Genomic DNA, 17,201 nt, shown 5'->3' with positions numbered 1-17,201 from the left:
AACCCTTCTTTCCACATTCGTCTAGTCTCAGTGCATCAGTTACACGACCGGGAGCGGCGATGCTCCGGCGCCCGTTTGAACACCGAGGATCTCCATGGACAGTGAACCGTTCATCTTCAGCAGCTCCGATCGGGCACTGCAATGGGTGGACTTGTGCTCGAAGGCACTTGCTGCACCACGCGAAGATGTGGCCACGATGCTTGCGAACCTGTGCTGCTTTGGCTCATGGGATGTCATGATCTATGCAATCGAATCATTGCCGCCCTCGTCAACAGACGAAGAACTTGATTTGCCAGGTGTCGTTGCCCGGCTAAAGCACCAGATGCTGGTGCTCACCAATGAGTACGGACTTGACGAGCTTCTTGCGTCCTTTCTACTGGCCCACCTTTCACCAACTTCCAACCGTCAATACAAAGCATTTACTGCTGAAGACGATCCTGAATTGACGCCGCAATCACGGGCCGCCTTTCACGCGGTATTCAGTCGCGAGGAAGACGGTGGAGGCGAGTCAGGGGATGGGAAAATAGACGTGTCCGTCATCCCGTTCATGACTCATCCTGATCCTTATCGTTGCTCAGTTGTCATGGACCTGTGTGGGGAGACCTCCCCTCCGAATTGGGAGTGGATCTTTGACCGGCTGGGTTGGGATTTCGACTTCTGTGACGAAGAACATCCAGACCTGGATGAGCCGGCATGTTTGATTTTTGACGATGAACTGGGCGATGTGCCCATTTATTTCACCGGCCTGTACGGGCCTCCGCTGGATTGCGCAACGTTGGAGAGCGATCGAGCAAACCGCCTCCAGCGGGCAATGTGCGTGGGGGATTTTCTCACCTACAGACAGGACTGTGCAGGCGTAGCGCTTTTACTCAAGCGGTGGCCGCAGGCAAAACAGATTGGCGATCAGGTTTTCTGTCATATCGGCAGTGCTTACGAGCGCGAGTCCAACAGCTGGCGTGACCTGCTGTGCAACATGCGCTGTACCAGCATCTCCAGGTTGCTTGAGTTGAACAAGGCTGTGGTCGACATCAACGCAGGGCACAACGCGATCGCCGATGGGCATGGTCATTTTCTGCAACTGTCGTCGGTGAGCTTGTCAGGCATTGATCCAGAGGATCTAGAGGTATTGATTGAAGAGGGGCGAATTACGCTTGTGCAGTCGACGCACCAGGACTCCGGGTGGACATTACAGCGTTACCTGATTGATGGAATCGACTTGTAGGCGCTTACGAGTCATGCAGAAGCTCGCCATTACTCCGCTTGACCAAAGTCGCAGACGAACCACAAATCAGATTTATCGTCATTGACGTATAGATACGTGTACAGAATCGTAAGCGGCCACTATTATGACCTCTCAATGACGCCCTCCAGTATTCACGGTTCGGGGCGCCGCTCTGGAAATGTGCCTCGGGTCCGGGAGGAGGGGTTATGGCGAGCCAAGACGTTTTGACGAACAGGTCAATCGCGATACTGATCAATCTGTCAGCTGGGCTTGATGAAGCGGGGCATGAAAGCACTGACGAAAGGGTGCAACTGACGGCGAACACGCGTTTGGCCGCCGCCGCAGGTGCCGCGGCATTGTCACAAAGGGCAAAGCGCTCCTCACCCTATTCCAACCAGAGCAACAGTCCTCATGTGCAGATGGTCAAGTCTGCCGCCAACTGGTTGGACCAGCTAAAACAGGCCAAAGGTTTTCACGGCGACGTTTCCGCTGCCGAGTTTCTGGGGGTCAGCCCCACACAGTTTTCCCGCTGGCGAACCGGAAAAGACCTACTGGACAACTATCACGCCTGGCAGATTGCGGCTGCATTGAATCTGAACCCAATGATCATTATCGGATCGGTAAGTTTCCACCACGCCAGAGACACTGAACGAACGCGCTGGCTGACAATGCTGGCAACCGTGATCGATTCAGAGTTACCAGCAGTTCCAGTGAAGGCAGCACCGACTGCTTCATCGGCAGGCGCACCGCCCTCTGCGATCTGCACTGAGCAGGTGCCAGTAGCTGAAGCCTCAGAACCTGGTGAATCCAGCGCTCAAGGCAGCAAATGGACCGACGAGGAGGATAAGCGGCTCGTGGAGGCATACCTGGACGGTACATCTGTCGACATCCTTGCCAACGTGCATCGCCGGACACCTAAAGCAATCCTGTTGCGACTGAGCAACACCCACAGCCTGATCGGATCCGAGCATTTATCCAGCCTGTGCGAGCTGTACGGGGTCGACATGAAAAACCCGAATCGAGACCGGAAAACCGAACGTAAGAAGGTGCCCAGAGCAAAGAAGAAGCAGACTCCAAATACATCGGTGTTTCTGTAAATCGTATAAACCAGATGGCTCCGCATGGGGTGGAGTACAAATGTACTCCTCAGCGTGCCTTCGTGACTTGACCAATTGTGCCATCCGAACCACCACCCCTGACGGTGGCACATTTCGTTTATGTACGAACCCCTGGCTACGGGCGTTTGCGCTATCTGGCGAGGTTAAAACTAGCAATGGCACATTTCATTACCCCATTGACCCACCCACCGATCTGCCTGTGAAGATCGTCAAGTCATCAACAAGCGAGCCCATCAATGCATCCCACTGAAACGCAGAATCTCTTTTGCCCCGACGACGTTAAAGGGCATCCATATTCAGTCGAGGTAGAAATGCTCTTGGGCGGCATCGCCAGGGCGATGTTCGAGGACGGCACGATGCAGTTCATGGATCAAGACACAGAGCCATCGACTGCATTTTCCCCACGGCTTGATCCCGAAGCGCTCGAAGCATTCTGCCGGGAGCACATAGATAAGTATCGCGAACATCATGACCTGCACCGACAGTCGATTGCTGACTATGAAACGCCTGCGATCGACCAGTTCTGGTCCTGATGTATAACCGTTCGTTTTTCTCCGATCGGTAGCGTTCGGACAGCGCGGTGACGGCTACCGTTTAAGACTAAAGGTTGAGGTGTTTCGATGGGCATGGCAACAGCGCTGGAAAGATTGTCGTATGGCATCCGGTACCGGTCCTACGCCATACAGCTGCTCCTAACCCGCCAGATCTGCTGGCGTTGCTACCAGCATGCCGTGCGCTCGCAGCCGGTTGTTGTTGCATGTGTGCGAGGGCAGCTCGTCGTCTGTCCTGACTTCAAGCCTTGAGCCCTAACGGTGGCACAACCGGAATTTCACATGCGAGTACTGATTCAGCGATCAACCCTATGCCAGTTAGCAGTCGGTGTTTTTCATTGCTGGGTATCCGGCTCGACAACAGCGCACCAGCCGCTGCAAGCCAGGGAACATTACCAACGGATCAGGAGAGACAAGCAATGTGTGCCAATCAACAAATGGAACAATCCAAATGTGCATTTCAGCCGGCAGGTTCTGCGTGCGTAATTGCTGATCGGGACAAAAAGTTTGAGGAGCTCGAAAAGGTCGACGGTATCGGTTGGGGCCAGGATTTTGAGAATGCATTTCGACGTCTGTATCCAGAAGACTGGGAAGCTTACGTACTAGCCGCCGAGACGAGGGGATTGCATTTTGGGGTGATTGGGAAGTGGGTTGATGACAAACCCACCTGGCTGAACGTTGAACCATCAGGGTCGAGCCTTCTTCACGCTCAATACTGCGATTTCTTGCACAACGGAGGAGCAGGCGGGTTTTGAACAACGCTTGCCGTCGATCACCGCCATGAACGTTGCATACACTCCGGCCTACAGGTCGGAGTTTTTTGCCTTGAAAAAGGTCCGGCGGCCTGCCTTGAATAGGCAACGTCTACTGGTGGCGATGGTCGGTTTGCATCTCGGGCCACAATGACATTACCGCCAAGGTTCAATGCGCAACAGGCTGACGGCATTTAAAGCCTGTACCAGCGAGCTTTGATCGACATTTAGGTGACCTTTCTGCTTTTCTCAGAATCAACAGATTACTACTCTTGCGAGTGTACTCTGATGGCTGCCCCGAACCTTCCTTGTCCCGAGCGTATCAAGCCTCAACTGTTGACGATGGCCAGTCGTCCGCCCGCTAGCGGTGACTGGCTGTACGAAATCAAGTTCGACGGTTATCGGATGATGGTGCGCATCGATCAGGGGCGCGTCACGCTCTTCACCAAAAATGGATACGACTGGACAAAGCGAATGCCGATCCTCGCCAAGGAGCTATTAGCGTTGCCGGTGCGCACCGCTTGGTTGGATGCCGAGGTCGTCATGCAGGACGCTGACGGCAGACCGCGGTTTGCTGCACTGCAATCTGCTTTCAATACCGGCAGGACCAGTGCCTTGTGCCTGTTTGCGTTTGACCTGCTTTTTGAAAATGGCCGAGATCTTCGTTGTCTACCGATCGAGAAGCGGCGGGCAAGGCTCACCAGGCTTTTAGGTCGGGTAGAACTGGAGCACATCCGATTGTCCGACGCTTTTGACGTAGATCCCGGAGACCTGCTCCACAATATTTGCGCTATTGAGATGGAAGGTCTCGTCTGTAAGAGGAAGGGCAGCGCCTACACATCCGAACGAGACGGAAACTGGATAAAGGTCAAATGTTCGCCTCGGCAGGAGTTCATTGTCATTGGTTACACCAAAGCTGCGGGTGGAATAGGGTCGCTGCTGCTCGGCCTGTACGACGCCGCCGGCCGACTGACCTACGCAGGTCGCGTACGATCAGGTTTTGACAGCCGTACGCTCCAGCGCTTAAGCGAGGAGCTCGCACCATTGAAGCGATCGGATTCACCCCTTAACGTTGCCCCAAAGCTGGCAAAGGGGATTGTTGTCAGGTGGGTTGAGCCCGAATGCGTTGTAGAGGTCAAATACACCGAGATCCTCCCCAGTGGAAAGGTGCGTCACGCTGTCTTTCTTGGGATTCGGGAGGACAAGATGGCTTCTGAAGTCAACCTTGAAACAGATTCATCAGACGAACCATAAGGTCGTCCACGGCATTGCGGCAGCAAGAAATTCACCCTCGCAAGGGATTACAACGGCTTGTGGTAGAATGTGTGCATACAGAGGAACACCCGATGATCAAGCCCGCCCAACCAAAACCTAGCCAGCCTGTTGGAAAGAAAATCAGAATTGTCCTTCACAATGGTGATGGCAAGGTTACTGCGTTTCTGTCTCACGCTGATGACGTTGTTGAACGTGTAGCTACCAGAGCACTCTCTGGCAATGCTTTGCGCCAGCCATCTCTCAAGGCGCGCTCTGCGCGTGCACCGCACTTGTTGACAGTTGAGCGCGAACTCAGCGAGCTGAAGAAGGTTGTTGAAGCTTTGGCTGTGCGGTCAGTCGCCAAGGATCAGCCGGAGTACTCCTTCGACGTCGAGGGCATGACGGTGCTGGATGCTGATGTGGCCTACCGCCTTCTGGACAATCCTCCAGAGCCCAATGACGCCCTCCGCAACCTCCTGGCACTCCGCTAAGGGCTCTCGATGGACTTCATTACCATCGACTTCGACAAGTCGATAGATCGCACTGTGTTCAACTGCGGCGTGCATCCTGCTCTCAACGCGTATATTGCTCAAAACGCAGGGCAGGATGAGAAGCGCAACGTCTCTCGCACTTTTATGTATGTGCAAGATGGGCAACTTCTCGGCTATTACACCTTGGCCAACGCTTCTGTTGCCCTCGATGAGCTAAGCGAGGAACAGGCAAAGAAAATGCCTCGGTATCCGATGCCAGCGGTACTCCTCAGCCGCCTTGCGGTCGACAGAACGTGCCAGGGTCAAGGACTGGGCAAGCGCTTGATGGCGGACTTCTTGCGGCGTGTTTACGCTGTTTCAAAGCACTCGGGGGTCGCCTTTATCGTCGTTGACGCCAAGGATCAAGAGGCCGCCGATTATTATAAAGGGCTGTTGTTTGTGCCATCCAAGGGCAACCCTTTACGACTAGTACTCTCGACCGCAACGATCATCCAAGGGCTGCGCGCTCAAGAGAAGGCTTAGTCCACGCTAGGTTCCAAAGCGACCTTCATCTGATTGCACAGACCGGTTGGCAGGCTGGGGAAAAATTACCAAGACTGGGTCTATTTTTACGCTTGAAGTTCGGGGCAGATCATCAGTCGAGCTGGAGCAAAAATGCTCCTGACCCAGCAACTGACCAAACCGGTATGAAATCTTGCGCGTTGGTCAGCACGGGACGGTGCTAAACAAGTTGGCTTGGGGTCTGATCCTCAAACTCCTCTCCGAAAGGAAATACCCAATGCCTACGGAAACCCCTGATGATCGTCGTGTCCGGGCGCTGGCCGACTGGCAAGCAGCGATAGGTGACCAGGACGCATTGCTCAAATCTCCCGAGACATATACGAGTACTCTGGTTGGCCGAGCCAAACTGGCTATGTCCCAAGGTGTAATAACCGCGGAGGATCTGGGCGAGCTGTTGGAGCTGGCGGATGCGGCCTACGAGTGGGCGGTCGAAGAACGTATCACCCGAGGTCTGGTAGATGATTGAGGACATTCCGGACGCTGATGCCCTGTCGCTGGATGCGCTGCTGAGCATCCGCGCACCCGGCACCTATCTGGTCAAGGTCGTGGGTGACAGCATGCATGGGGCCGGTATCTTTTCCGGTGACCTGCTGGTCGTCGACCGCTCCCGTGATCCTGTTCGCGGCAACATCGTGATTGCAGTGATCAACGGTGAGCCGATGTGCAAACGTCTGGACTATGCCGGGCTCGACCCAGTGCTACGCTCAGAAAACCCAAAGTACCCGCCACGCTACATTCTGGAGGGCGATCATTTCGAAGTTTGGGGGGTTGTGCGTCACAGCCTGCGGGACCACGACCGCCGATAGCAACCAGGAAAACCGAACATGAATCACGCCGACACTCTGGGCCGTGCCCGCCAACAGCTTCAATCAATTCTGGTCGCGACGTCGCACGGTGCCGCTGAGATTGCATACGATTCTGCCTCCGGCTGGTTCGGCGCGCTTCTCGCCGAGCAGCTGATCGATTCAGAGCATCACGCCGTGCTGGTTGAAGAATTAAAGGCGGCGCAGGCAAAGTGTGATAAGCGTCTCCAGGCGGCTGAGGCGACCAGTCGCGCAGCCCATCAGCATGCCCCTGAAAGTGAGCTGTAATCAGTGATAATCTGCTCGTAACGATAGGAAGTCCTGCTATGACGAATCGCCCCGTTGCCCGCCTGACCGATGCGCGCCATCCGGTCACCGCCTATCTAGCGATGCATATTAGCCTGATCAGTGATGCCGAAGACGGTCAGGCCTTGTATCTGCGCACCTCGCACGCTACGGGATACTTGCAGGCGCTGTACGACACCCATCAGATTGGTGAGGACGCCGTTGAGCGCTTGCGGCACCTGATCGAGTGGACGCGCAATAATCGCGCCCAGAAATTGGCCGGATTGCCGGTCCACCCGTGGCCTGGTAGCCCGATCTAGTAGAGCCCAGCCGTCTTTAAGTATGACCCCCGCAGACAACGTGACGCCTATGCCGACGTTCGAGCGTCGCTTGAGAATGAAGGCTTTACCTCCGGCACTATTCAGCGTCGACCGATATCCGTGAGGCGGTGGCATTGATGGCGGCATAGGGTTGATCGCCTGTACACAGAATCTGGCAGCTGCGCGTAACGGTAATCCGATGGGTTGATCCCCTGACTTTTGGCGAAGTCAGGGTTTTTAATGGCTGATCGTTACTGAATTACGGTAAATTGGTAGCGGAATTACCGTAATTCGGTTCAACACGACTTTCCCACTGATTCACACAGGAACGGCCATGACACGCGAACGGTTGCTATATGAAGTCGACGCATGCGCCAAGGCACTGACCGAGGCAGAAATAAGCCTGCGCCTGGCGATCAAGTCTGCGTACCCGTTGGGTTGCGAAGTGGTAGCCAAGGTAGGAGGGCGCAACATCATCGTCCGAGTGGATGGTTACGGCACCACATCCGGCCCGTACGACCTTCGAGGCACCAACGTGGCGACTGACAGACACCGCCGGTTTCATTACTCGGCCATTCTCGGACTGGCCGAAGACTAAGCGAGTAACGGATTAATCAAGGAGTCAGGCATGCCCCGCTATCACATCTGCTTTTCCGCCAGCCGCGACCACTTCCCGCAGGCCACCGAGCACACCCGCGTGCTGTTTCTGGAGCACCCGATCGAATACGACAGCGACATCATCCGCGTGCAGGATTGGGCCGCCAAGCAGGTCGAGGCCGGGTCCACCATGCTCACCAGCTGGAGGGAGCTGAAGGGTTCGTACCGCCCGGGCGCTTATCATTGTCCGACGTGCCGATTGGAACTACCGGAGGACCGTGTTTGCGACGTGTGCGGTGGGCGGTGCAACACCGGCGAGTTGCCGGCGGCGAATGTGGAGGTGGCCGATGGCGGTCAGTAAACGTGCTCAGCCGCCTAGACTGAATTGGACCGGTGGGCAGGAGGCTTATCTGCGCGCCAGTTATCCCGATGTGCCGATGGTCAAGCTGATGGCCGTCCTCCGCCGCTCCGCCACGGCCATTCAGGCGCGGGCCAAGGTGCTTGGCCTCAAACGAAGTGCGGCTTTTCTGGCAGGCGATCACGGAGGGCGCATGCGTCCTGGTGATGCACGCGGCCTATCCACGCGCTTTGGTGCCCGGGATGTTCGACCTGGCGACAGACAAATCGAATGCTGAGTATGAGTGCAGTCGCCGTGCCGGGTAAAATGCCGCATTATCGGTAACGCTTCAGATCCAAAGGAGGGCTCAGCATGCGCGAAGATGCCTACGAAAACAGGCCAATTGACGATGATGAAATTAGCATTCCGGCAGTGGCCTGGGTCACGCTGGCAATGGAGGGATGGGCCGCTCGCTGGATGATGCTTGGAGATGGCCGTGTGGGCTGTGTGGCCTGCGGCGCCGGGCAGTGCGCTGGTGACGCTTGGGCACCGTTTGAACACATTGAAGGCTGCAACAACACGGGTGACTTTGTGCAGCAACCCTGGTTGTTCCTACGCGAGAACCTGTGCCGCCTGCCTCCAGAGCCTGTGCGATGAGTCAACGCTCTCAAGTCGATGTCGAGTTGTTTGCCGGGGAGCAGCGCACGCTGCTGGCGGGCGTGCCGGTTCTGTTCGAACAACGAACCATTTGGGCCTACGCGGTACTGTTCGAGAACGACCGTAGTGATCGCCACGGTACCACGCACGTGCGGGTAACTCTGCCCGGCGGTGAAGTGATCGGCGGCGAGGTGAGCTATGCAAAACCCGGCACGCTGATATTCAGGACTCACAACGAGTTCGGCGACGCCGTTCGGATGCCCGACGATGCATGACGCAATAGACGAAAAGCTGCTGAAACATCTGATCTACGGGCGTGGGGTGAGTGATTTTCTAATCACGCAGCACGTAGATGGTCAGTTCATGCTAAGCGTGCGCTACGCCGAAGTAAGCGACTGGGTACCGGTGCGATCGAGGGAAAAGAACCCCCGCACATGGGCGAGGCTGGACACGCTCGCAAGCCAGCTGTGGAAATTGGGCGTGCGCAAGTGGTACACCGAGCTGACTCAGGAAGTTGTGACCAGTCACGCGCACAAATTACGGCCGAAAAAGAACCTGCCGGAGTAGGGCGGTCAGCCTGGATGTTATGCCGACTGCTGCCGAGCCCGCGGAGCTTTCACGCTCAACTCTTCGCATTTGGAAAACGATATGGAAACGGGACAAGAAGTAATTGCTTGGAAAGTCGTTTTTGAAGACGGCTCTGTGGAATACCACCCTGCTGAGTCAATCTCGGGTGAGCCCACTTTCGGGCGTTGGATAACGCCTATGGTCGCCGGTGGTGAAACTATCGACATTGCTCCGGAAAACGATGAAGCCCCTGTCAGCGCTAGGGCAGCAAGCTAACTGATAAGGGAGAGCCGGTCATGCCGACAATAAGTTCCACTCCCGTTCTGTATGTGTACCGGTGCAACGCGTGCGGCCATGCGGGCGAGCTCCGGCTACTGGAGCAGCAAGAAGAAATCACATCGGCCTGCACTTCCTGCGGTGCTGAGGTCGTCGCCGAATGGGACGGTGGTGTTGAATTTACCCAGGCCGAATGAAAGGTTCCCACCACTTAGCACCACGCTGTGGCGCTTTATGTCGAAAATCCCGATTCCTGCTCAGCCAATGAGGCCCGCTCAGTTTCGCCGTTTCCTTATAGTTACGTGTGATGTATCATCAAATCCATACGATGACTCTTTGGCTGATGTTGTTGTAAGCGGACAGCGGGAAGGGCGGCAAATCCGTTTAAAAAAAGATGAGCTCAACCATAAGCCCGCATTGCGGGCTAAGCCAGTGAAAGCACACCACATGCTCAACGAACTGGCTCCACCACGGCCATCTCAAAAATTATTTGATAGGAAATGATTGATGGAAAAGGCCGTAGGAAACAGCTCTAAACCGACGCTCGTGTCACTGGTTCAGTTGTTCATTTGCTCTGGGGCATTAATGAGCTGTGCTGGTCACCTGTATGTCTGGATGCAAGACTTCACCTCTCAAGATTCGCGGTTTTTCACGTCATCGGTGACAGCGCTGTCTGCGCCATTCGGCTTACTGGTAGCGCTGTTTTGGCGCACGTTCCATGTACCTGCGAAACGTGCCATATCGAGCACCTATCAGCTTGCTCGGCCTATTCTTCAGCGTCTGTGGAACTCACGGTGGTACCACTTTGCCGTGTTTGTCTTGTGTTCATATACGGCATGTGCCTCCACGTCCCTAAGCCCGAAAATTATCGCGGTGCTTGGGGTAATCACATCGCTGTTGCAACTGTTCAAGATGTATCGCGGTAGCACAACGAAGATTGAAAACTGACCGCATGCCGGTGAATGTCCAGCCGCCTGGGACTCTGGAGAAATGAACACCTGCCTCGGCTTGAAAACCGGGGCTGGGTCAGTAGAAGAGGGCCGTTCTTGGCTCCCCAAGACTCACAGGAAGTATCGCATGCTAGTTCTATTCATCATCGTGGCCGTGGTTGCCATCGTGGTTTATTCCGCAGAACACAACCTTGCCACCCTCGGGCAGTTCGTTGATTACGTCCAGCACGACACGTTGACCGTCATGATGGTTTTGAACAATAAAGATTGACACAAAACAATAAAGTTTGACACTCATGAACATAGATTGACACAAGGCCCAAACCCCCGTATCTATGGGGGTTTTTCCTTTCCAGGCTTTCCCTTTGGTCTGGATTCATCGCTTCAACTCTCCGCGGGTGTAGTCTAGAAAACGCTTTGAAATATGGCCGCTACGGCGGTCATGTCCTTCTACGACTTTTTCTCGGCGTGAGGTGAAGCGGTCCGCATCGACTGAGGAGGCGTGGGTTGCGAGGTCGTAAGTTTGCATCACAGCAAGACATTGAACGGCATATTGCAAATGGATTTGGCGAAGGCGCCGGGGCAAGCTACGTGCCTTGGCTGCGGGTACAAGATGTCCCGTCGATAGGTCGTTCGCACAAGATCCAAGGTGTGAAGATCGAGAGGATTCATCACCTACTGTCAGATCTCGAGCGTTCGTACTTCCTTGTGTGTGAATTTTCTGAAAACGTCGTGGATATCCGTGAGCAATATCCGTTACTACCTACAGAGCGTGCGCAAGCGATAGCGTCGGCAATAGATGTACGTTATCCCAGATACCCTAGAACGACACTGCCCTATGTAATGACAACAGATTTCCTGCTAACTGTTAAGGACTTGAACGGAAACTTTAAGTCGGTAGCTAGAACTGTGAAGTATCGATCCGACCTAGTTGGCAAAGGAAGTAACCGCACGCTTGAAAAACTTGAGATTGAAAAGCGCTTTTGGCATAGCCAAGGTGTTGATTGGAAGATCGTCACAGATGAGTTTTTTACACGAGATTTGATAAAAAATCTTGGACTAATCAGAAAATACTCGAAGCTGCATCGCGATTTAATGAAAGTCCCGTTGCATTCGAATTTTATCGACTGCCTAGCAAACAGCCGGGAATATTCGTGGACCTTGGCCACCTGTCTAAGAAAAATAGCATGCCTTCTGTCCATTTCCTATATAGATGCTCAAGCAATTTTCTTCCATCTGGTTTGGAACAAGATACTGAAAATAGATTTGGTTAACACTCCTCTCCACCTTACTGGTCTAGTTCCTGACTTCGAAGTTTTCCAGATCCCTGCCCAAGTATCGTTGATGGAGAAAATGTCATGACTGTTCTCGTTAATGACGTTTTCGAGCCTGTTACCGATCTGTCGGTCATCTCTACGATAGCCAGGCTCATTTACCAGGATGAAACGCATGACTTAGCAGTTGTGATAGATCTAGCTGACCCTCCCCGGCAGCCGTACGCTGTTGGTCTTGATGAGCTGCGTCGCTCGCTAGCGTCTGGTCACACCAAACCAGCAGCCATCACCACGCCCGAGTTTATGCTTGTGCTTGAGGAGCAGTTGGATGAGAGAGCCAAGCAAGGCCGGGACGAAAAGTGGGCCGTCATCGCCCCTCTGCTAGATCCTGAATATCCAGGACAAATATTTGTACGGGGGGAGTTAGGCCGGCTTGTTAGCAAACGGGCGTCAGAGCTCGGAATCCAGCGAAAAACTATCTATCGGCTTCTTTACCGATATTGGTTTTATGGTCAAGTTCGAAACTCATTGCTTAATAATTACTCGGCGGTAGGTGTTGCCGATAGAAAATATGATCCAAGTAGGCCTCCAGGGCGAAAGCCTAAGTTTCAAGGCGTTCTTACTGCGCCTTCCAAGATGCTCGGTGCGGTTGATAAACGATGCATCCGAGTTGGGTATTCCCTTTATGTAAAAGATAAAAAGTCTTCTATTTCGAGCGCATATGACGAAATGTTGAGAAGATTCTACTCGGTTCGAGACATCTCTAAAAACAGTGAAGAAGAGCTTCGTTTGCTGCCTAGCTTAGAGCTGCCCAGCCTGAGGCAGTTCAGATATTGGGGACAGATTTTTTTCGACGAAATTGAAACCGAGCGTGGCCGTAAAGGGTTGAGGAAGTGGTTAAAGGACTGCCGTCCGCTTTCAGGTACCGTTCGCGATTGGCTGCGTGGACCGTGTCATCAGTTCGAAATCGACGCAACTATTGCCGATATTTATTTGGTCAACAGCTACTCTAGACGGATGCTCATTGGCCGGCCCGTAGTTTATATCGTTGTGGATAGTTTCTCCGGAATGATTGTTGGCCTCTATGTAGGATTGGAAGGTCCCAGTTGGAACGGGGCGAGGCAAGCGCTGTTCAACGCGTTTACCTCCAAAGTCGAGTTCTGCGCTCAGAACGGCGTTGAAATCAATTCAGATGATTGGAATTGTCACCACCTGCCCCACCAGATTTACGCCGACAGGGGAGAGATGTTGTCACTGGCAGCAGAGGGGCTATCGTCAGGCTTGGGAATTGAGATGGGCACTGCTCCGCCTTATCGGCCTGATTGGAAGCCTATGGTAGAAAGTCGGTTTGGCATTTTGAATGATTTGACGGGTATCAGATGGCTACCTGGCGGGGTAGCTGCGCGAGACAAAGAGCGAGGCGAGCGAGATTACCGGCTCGATGCCACGCTGAACCTCAAAGAGTTCACCCAGATACTCATCAATTGCGTGCTCCACTATAACCGGCACCATCGACAGCCTGACCGACTGACTCAGGCGATGATGAATGACGGCGTTGAACCTACGCCCAACGGGATATGGAATTGGGCCTGCGAAAACGACCTGATCGAATCCAACAAACGTCCCGACGAGCTGGTTTACCTCCATCTCTTGCCGCGCGAGCGCGCGACCGTTCAAAAGGGCGGGGTGATGTTTCGCGGCATGCACTACGTGTGTGATATGGCCATAGAGAAAGATTGGTTTGCCAAGGCTCGCAAAGGGGGCGTTTGGTCAATAGAGTGTTGGTTCGATCCGAACTCTGCGGCGCACATCTGGATCCAGGGAGAGGCCAAGCAGTTTATCCGCTGTGATCTTCGACGATCGGATGCCGGTTACGCGAATTACCGCTCGGACGAGATTTTTGATCTGCTCGAAGCCTATCGCCAAAAACCGCCTACTCGCCGGCGAGCCGAGCTGGAAAGCCGTGTCCAGCTTAGCGATCAGGTCCACCAGATCATCAGTCATGCGCTCGCAGAACGAAAATTGGAACCTGCTCCGCCCACCAAGGCAGAGGCCACTGGGAACATCCGCGAGAACCGCGCAGAAGAACGTCTCCGTGAGCGTGAAAATGCGGTTGTTCCTGAAGGCGTCAGGGCGGAGCCAGCTTCACTTCAATCTGAATTGACACCGAAAGCGCATGACTCATATGCCGGCGAGCGAACTGCGCAGGTTATCGATTTGCTCAAAAGAATTCGGCCAGGACAGGCAAAATGAAAGGTGCGCAGACGTTTGCCAATTACGTCAAACAGGACATAAGTGAGTATGCGGGCAATCCGCTTATCGAAGCTTTGCCTCCGATATTGTCGGAGGCGGCGGCTATTGAGCTGATCTCGAATTTTCCTCAGCCGGTGGATCCGAAAGAGCTGACCCTCGAAGGATCCACTCGAATTCACTGTATCGACCGGTTGAGAACCGTGGTGCAGCCGTTTTTGTTACACCTGGAACTGGAGGCCCTGTTTTCACTGCTCATCCGTCGAGGGTATGTTGGGCGTAACCCGATGTCGCCCGCTACCGTCCGGCATTTGCATTCTTTATCGGGGGCTCAGCGTTACCACGATGCGTTCAAGTCCACTGCAGAAACGTTCACCGTCGTCGGCCTGAGCGGCATTGGCAAGTCGACGGCACTCCACGCCATTTTGAGCCTTTATCCACAGACAATCCGTCATGAGCGTTATGAGGGAAAGCAGTTTGTTCATACCCAAATCACTTGGCTGAAGCTTGACTGCCCTCGGGATGGATCGCTGGCTGGATTTTGCCAGCAGTTTTTTTATGCAGTTGGTGACGCTCTAGGAGACAAGGACTATCACAAGCGCTACAGGCATCGAAACATCAATGATGCGCTGCAACAGATGGAGCAGGTGGCCAGCACGTTTTTCATCGGCGCCTTGTTAATCGACGAGCTGCAAAACCTCCACTTGGCGAAAACCGGTGGTAAGGAGAGCATGCTGAATTTCTTTCTGCACTTGGTTAACAACATTGGTATCCCGGTCGTTTTCAGTGGCACGAACTCTACGATTAGCCTGTTCTCAGAAGTCATGCGGACTGCCCGCCGAGTCTGTGGTGCCGGTACGCTGGAATTCAAACGATTCGAGAAAGATGATGAGGAGTGGCGGTTGTTAGTCGAAAATCTCTGGAGCTATCAGTGGTGCAAACAGACTGCTGAGCTGACCGACGAGATTTTCGACACGCTGTATGAGCACACTCAAGGCGTCACAGATTTCCTGGTCAAGCTGCTGGTATTGAGTCAGCGTTATGCGGTCCAGAGTGGCTCGGAGTGTTTGACTGCCGAGGTCCTGGTGAAGGTAAGCAACTCAAAAATGCAGATTCTAAAGCCAGCCCTTTCAGCTCTGCGTAGCCGAGATCCGAAGCGGATGCGACAGTTCGACGATTTGCTGCCGATTGAGGATCAGCTGAGCGAAATGATGGTCTTCGATGGTTTGGCACGAGAGGATCGCCTTGCCTTGCTTCGAAGTGTTGTATCCCGTGAGAAGCCGGTAGACCCATCTCCAACCATTCTTGCGAAAGGCCACCCATCGCCAATTGCTACTGCAGTGGAAAACTCAGAGGCTACAGCGCTAAGCGAACATGACGCTCCCCTCGATGCTCTGCGCGCTGCGGGCTGGCTCAACGAGGACCTGTTTGAGTTCTCACCGATGTACCACAAAGCGTGAGTCGGGAGGTGGCGAAGTGCACCTTAAACTCCATTTCTTCCCCGCCGCGTTTCCCGACGAGACGCTGCACAGCGTGATTTCTCGCTATGCCCGTCTTTGCGGTGTTCGTAATTGCCAAGAAGCATTTGCCGGACTGAAATCGGCGGCAGCATTTTCGCAAAATGTGGCATTCCCAAGTCATTTAGGGGAGTTTGTCGACGCGCTACCCAGCGGTACCGAGCTATCGATAGCCGAGGTCCTCATGCGTCACACGCTATTACCCTACTATGCGCCGTTTTTGAGTATGAGCCAGGTAGAACACGCTCGGACGCTGATGACTGCCGATGGGAAGGGCTTGATGTTGAAGCTGGGCGTCAACGCGAGCCGTATTGGATTCGCCTCCCGAGTGCGGTTATGCCCAGAATGTATCGCCCAAGATCAGGCCCAACGGGGAGTTGCTTACTGGCACAGGGTCCACATGCTTCCAGGCGTGCTGGTATGTCCGCATCACGGCACGTCACTTAGGATCCTTGATCCTCGCTGGTCCAGCCGTAGCTCTCGACAACTCAATCTGCCGAGTGATGAGAATGTGCAAGCACACACGGTACTTCTCGATACCCCGTTGCTGCGCATGCCGCCGCTTCACGAAATAGCGTTGCGATCACTTCAGGTCATCGAGTCTGAAGTCAGTGCTTTGTCGGCGGAGGCGGTGCGCTACACGCTTTTACAAAGGGCAACGCAGCTTAACCTTGCCTCTGATAACCATCGCTTGCACCTGCACATGCTGGCGCAGCACATGGCCGATTTTTTTGCTGCACTCCCGCGAGAATGGGAATTTTCTATACTCGGAGAAGTTCGTGCAGGTACACCCGCCTCATGGGTCATGAAGCTGCTTCGTACGCCAATAACCTCCCACCATCCGCTCAAATACATTTTATTGGCCGGTGCTCTGGGCATTGACATGGTGAGCTTGCTGCATGGTCAACGCCCAATGAAACAGGCGGTGGCGTGTGGTCCGAAAGCTCACATTCGACTTCACACGCGCCTTTCTCCGGTGATGCCTAGTAAAGGCCTGGACTGTTCGTCAGCCGCTGTGTGGAAACATGCTCTTGAAGGAGCTGATGCCAAAAAGATCGCTGCCGTTCTAGGCGTTTCATCAGCGTATGTCTATCGTCACATCCGAAATGTACCCGGTGGGCAAGATGCTTGGAGGGAGGCACGATTTCACATTGAGCTATGCGCAAGACGCGCGGCTTTCGAGGCTGATTATCGATGTTACAAAGCACATGCATGCAGGGGGTATGCATGGCTGTATCGTCACGATAGACAGTGGCTTTCGGAGTCAACTGCAAACCCAAGCCCACATCGTACGCCTCGTCTAAATAGCACCGAAATGTTCGCTGCCCTCGATGCGAGACTGGCCGGCGAAGTCCGTCAGTGTGCCGACACGCTTTATGCTCTCGCGGGTAAGCCTGTCCGCATTTCGCGTACCAGGAT

The 17,201-nt window shown here is 54.1% G+C and carries 24 protein-coding genes; all 24 read left to right on the top strand.

Annotated elements, in window-relative coordinates:
• Positions 1-94: 94 nt before the first annotated feature.
• Entirely contained in the window at positions 95-1,222 is a 1,128-nt protein-coding gene (locus BLS87_RS30090) for a hypothetical protein (RefSeq protein WP_074758571.1), read from the top strand.
• A 206-nt stretch (positions 1,223-1,428) separates the two neighbouring features.
• Positions 1,429-2,319 carry a transcriptional regulator gene (locus BLS87_RS30085; RefSeq protein ID WP_074758569.1) on the top strand — a complete coding sequence of 297 codons (891 nt, stop codon included), beginning with the start codon at positions 1,429-1,431 and terminating at the stop codon, positions 2,317-2,319.
• 257 nt (positions 2,320-2,576) lie between these two features.
• Entirely contained in the window at positions 2,577-2,873 is a 297-nt protein-coding gene (locus BLS87_RS30080; protein ID WP_074758567.1) for a hypothetical protein, read from the top strand.
• Between the two features lie 437 nt (positions 2,874-3,310).
• Complete coding sequence (locus tag BLS87_RS30075; protein ID WP_083370796.1) at positions 3,311-3,646, top strand: hypothetical protein; 336 nt, start codon at positions 3,311-3,313, stop codon at positions 3,644-3,646.
• Positions 3,647-3,931: 285 nt separating this feature from the next.
• A complete protein-coding gene (ligD, locus tag BLS87_RS30070; RefSeq protein WP_074758565.1) occupies positions 3,932-4,897 on the top strand; it encodes a non-homologous end-joining DNA ligase in 966 nt (321 codons plus the stop codon).
• Between the two features lie 92 nt (positions 4,898-4,989).
• Positions 4,990-5,388 carry a hypothetical protein gene (locus BLS87_RS30065; protein WP_074758563.1) on the top strand — a complete coding sequence of 133 codons (399 nt, stop codon included), beginning with the start codon at positions 4,990-4,992 and terminating at the stop codon, positions 5,386-5,388.
• Between the two features lie 9 nt (positions 5,389-5,397).
• Positions 5,398-5,910 carry a GNAT family N-acetyltransferase gene (locus tag BLS87_RS30060; protein WP_074758561.1) on the top strand — a complete coding sequence of 171 codons (513 nt, stop codon included), beginning with the start codon at positions 5,398-5,400 and terminating at the stop codon, positions 5,908-5,910.
• 256 nt (positions 5,911-6,166) lie between these two features.
• Positions 6,167-6,415, top strand: a complete 249-nt coding sequence (locus BLS87_RS30055; RefSeq protein ID WP_244165921.1) for a hypothetical protein — start codon at positions 6,167-6,169, stop codon at positions 6,413-6,415.
• Entirely contained in the window at positions 6,408-6,755 is a 348-nt protein-coding gene (locus BLS87_RS30050; RefSeq protein ID WP_074758559.1) for a LexA family protein, read from the top strand. Before BLS87_RS30055 ends, BLS87_RS30050 begins: the two co-directional genes overlap by 8 nt.
• Before the next feature lie 18 nt (positions 6,756-6,773).
• Positions 6,774-7,040 carry a hypothetical protein gene (locus tag BLS87_RS30045; protein ID WP_074758557.1) on the top strand — a complete coding sequence of 89 codons (267 nt, stop codon included), beginning with the start codon at positions 6,774-6,776 and terminating at the stop codon, positions 7,038-7,040.
• Between the two features lie 38 nt (positions 7,041-7,078).
• Positions 7,079-7,357 carry a hypothetical protein gene (locus BLS87_RS30040; protein WP_074758555.1) on the top strand — a complete coding sequence of 93 codons (279 nt, stop codon included), beginning with the start codon at positions 7,079-7,081 and terminating at the stop codon, positions 7,355-7,357.
• A 334-nt stretch (positions 7,358-7,691) separates the two neighbouring features.
• Entirely contained in the window at positions 7,692-7,955 is a 264-nt protein-coding gene (locus BLS87_RS30035; protein WP_074758553.1) for a hypothetical protein, read from the top strand.
• A 30-nt stretch (positions 7,956-7,985) separates the two neighbouring features.
• The gene (locus BLS87_RS34480) at positions 7,986-8,315 is read left to right on the top strand and encodes a hypothetical protein (RefSeq protein ID WP_074758551.1); all 330 of its coding nucleotides are present in this window, start codon (positions 7,986-7,988) and stop codon (positions 8,313-8,315) included.
• Positions 8,302-8,589 carry a hypothetical protein gene (locus tag BLS87_RS30025; RefSeq protein WP_074758549.1) on the top strand — a complete coding sequence of 96 codons (288 nt, stop codon included), beginning with the start codon at positions 8,302-8,304 and terminating at the stop codon, positions 8,587-8,589. Before BLS87_RS34480 ends, BLS87_RS30025 begins: the two co-directional genes overlap by 14 nt.
• 74 nt (positions 8,590-8,663) lie before the next feature.
• Positions 8,664-8,948 (top strand): hypothetical protein, encoded by a 285-nt coding sequence (locus tag BLS87_RS30020; protein ID WP_074758547.1) that lies wholly within the window; start codon positions 8,664-8,666, stop codon positions 8,946-8,948.
• A complete protein-coding gene (locus BLS87_RS30015) occupies positions 8,945-9,223 on the top strand; it encodes a hypothetical protein (protein WP_074758545.1) in 279 nt (92 codons plus the stop codon). Before BLS87_RS30020 ends, BLS87_RS30015 begins: the two co-directional genes overlap by 4 nt.
• Complete coding sequence (locus tag BLS87_RS30010; RefSeq protein ID WP_074758543.1) at positions 9,216-9,515, top strand: hypothetical protein; 300 nt, start codon at positions 9,216-9,218, stop codon at positions 9,513-9,515. The genes BLS87_RS30015 and BLS87_RS30010 overlap by 8 nt, the downstream gene beginning before the upstream one ends.
• Before the next feature lie 81 nt (positions 9,516-9,596).
• Entirely contained in the window at positions 9,597-9,791 is a 195-nt protein-coding gene (locus BLS87_RS30005) for a hypothetical protein (protein ID WP_074758541.1), read from the top strand.
• A gap of 507 nt (positions 9,792-10,298) precedes the next feature.
• Positions 10,299-10,739 (top strand): hypothetical protein, encoded by a 441-nt coding sequence (locus tag BLS87_RS30000; protein WP_074758539.1) that lies wholly within the window; start codon positions 10,299-10,301, stop codon positions 10,737-10,739.
• A gap of 129 nt (positions 10,740-10,868) precedes the next feature.
• A complete protein-coding gene (locus BLS87_RS34320) occupies positions 10,869-11,012 on the top strand; it encodes a hypothetical protein (protein ID WP_167362125.1) in 144 nt (47 codons plus the stop codon).
• A 236-nt stretch (positions 11,013-11,248) separates the two neighbouring features.
• Positions 11,249-12,103, top strand: a complete 855-nt coding sequence (locus BLS87_RS29995) for a TnsA endonuclease N-terminal domain-containing protein (protein ID WP_019821338.1) — start codon at positions 11,249-11,251, stop codon at positions 12,101-12,103.
• On the top strand, positions 12,100-14,268 hold the full coding sequence (locus BLS87_RS29990; RefSeq protein ID WP_019821340.1) for a Mu transposase C-terminal domain-containing protein: 2,169 nt from the start codon (positions 12,100-12,102) through the stop codon (positions 14,266-14,268). Before BLS87_RS29995 ends, BLS87_RS29990 begins: the two co-directional genes overlap by 4 nt.
• Positions 14,265-15,725 (top strand): ATP-binding protein, encoded by a 1,461-nt coding sequence (locus BLS87_RS29985; protein ID WP_019821342.1) that lies wholly within the window; start codon positions 14,265-14,267, stop codon positions 15,723-15,725. The genes BLS87_RS29990 and BLS87_RS29985 overlap by 4 nt, the downstream gene beginning before the upstream one ends.
• Before the next feature lie 16 nt (positions 15,726-15,741).
• Positions 15,742-17,201: TnsD family Tn7-like transposition protein (locus BLS87_RS29980; protein WP_074758688.1), on the top strand; the 1,460-nt coding region annotated here is incomplete at its 3' end.

Origin of the sequence: Pseudomonas abietaniphila (assembly GCF_900100795.1) — a bacterium.
Lineage (GTDB): Bacteria > Pseudomonadota > Gammaproteobacteria > Pseudomonadales > Pseudomonadaceae > Aquipseudomonas > Aquipseudomonas abietaniphila.
The sequence above is the reverse complement of the archived record's forward strand: the minus strand, read 5'-3'. Positions and strand labels throughout refer to the sequence as shown.

Bases quoted from the DNA above. Each gene is read 5' to 3' on its own strand.
- BLS87_RS30090 (WP_074758571.1), top strand. From the start codon at position 95: ATGGACAGTGAACCGTTCATCTTCAGCAGCTCCGATCGGGCACTGCAA.
- BLS87_RS30085 (WP_074758569.1), top strand. From the start codon at position 1,429: ATGGCGAGCCAAGACGTTTTGACGAACAGGTCAATCGCGATACTGATC.
- BLS87_RS30080 (WP_074758567.1), top strand. From the start codon at position 2,577: ATGCATCCCACTGAAACGCAGAATCTCTTTTGCCCCGACGACGTTAAA.
- BLS87_RS30075 (WP_083370796.1), top strand. From the start codon at position 3,311: ATGTGTGCCAATCAACAAATGGAACAATCCAAATGTGCATTTCAGCCG.
- ligD (WP_074758565.1), top strand. From the start codon at position 3,932: ATGGCTGCCCCGAACCTTCCTTGTCCCGAGCGTATCAAGCCTCAACTG.
- BLS87_RS30065 (WP_074758563.1), top strand. From the start codon at position 4,990: ATGATCAAGCCCGCCCAACCAAAACCTAGCCAGCCTGTTGGAAAGAAA.
- BLS87_RS30060 (WP_074758561.1), top strand. From the start codon at position 5,398: ATGGACTTCATTACCATCGACTTCGACAAGTCGATAGATCGCACTGTG.
- BLS87_RS30055 (WP_244165921.1), top strand. From the start codon at position 6,167: ATGCCTACGGAAACCCCTGATGATCGTCGTGTCCGGGCGCTGGCCGAC.
- BLS87_RS30050 (WP_074758559.1), top strand. From the start codon at position 6,408: ATGATTGAGGACATTCCGGACGCTGATGCCCTGTCGCTGGATGCGCTG.
- BLS87_RS30045 (WP_074758557.1), top strand. From the start codon at position 6,774: ATGAATCACGCCGACACTCTGGGCCGTGCCCGCCAACAGCTTCAATCA.
- BLS87_RS30040 (WP_074758555.1), top strand. From the start codon at position 7,079: ATGACGAATCGCCCCGTTGCCCGCCTGACCGATGCGCGCCATCCGGTC.
- BLS87_RS30035 (WP_074758553.1), top strand. From the start codon at position 7,692: ATGACACGCGAACGGTTGCTATATGAAGTCGACGCATGCGCCAAGGCA.
- BLS87_RS34480 (WP_074758551.1), top strand. From the start codon at position 7,986: ATGCCCCGCTATCACATCTGCTTTTCCGCCAGCCGCGACCACTTCCCG.
- BLS87_RS30025 (WP_074758549.1), top strand. From the start codon at position 8,302: ATGGCGGTCAGTAAACGTGCTCAGCCGCCTAGACTGAATTGGACCGGT.
- BLS87_RS30020 (WP_074758547.1), top strand. From the start codon at position 8,664: ATGCGCGAAGATGCCTACGAAAACAGGCCAATTGACGATGATGAAATT.
- BLS87_RS30015 (WP_074758545.1), top strand. From the start codon at position 8,945: ATGAGTCAACGCTCTCAAGTCGATGTCGAGTTGTTTGCCGGGGAGCAG.
- BLS87_RS30010 (WP_074758543.1), top strand. From the start codon at position 9,216: ATGCATGACGCAATAGACGAAAAGCTGCTGAAACATCTGATCTACGGG.
- BLS87_RS30005 (WP_074758541.1), top strand. From the start codon at position 9,597: ATGGAAACGGGACAAGAAGTAATTGCTTGGAAAGTCGTTTTTGAAGAC.
- BLS87_RS30000 (WP_074758539.1), top strand. From the start codon at position 10,299: ATGGAAAAGGCCGTAGGAAACAGCTCTAAACCGACGCTCGTGTCACTG.
- BLS87_RS34320 (WP_167362125.1), top strand. From the start codon at position 10,869: ATGCTAGTTCTATTCATCATCGTGGCCGTGGTTGCCATCGTGGTTTAT.
- BLS87_RS29990 (WP_019821340.1), top strand. From the start codon at position 12,100: ATGACTGTTCTCGTTAATGACGTTTTCGAGCCTGTTACCGATCTGTCG.
- BLS87_RS29985 (WP_019821342.1), top strand. From the start codon at position 14,265: ATGAAAGGTGCGCAGACGTTTGCCAATTACGTCAAACAGGACATAAGT.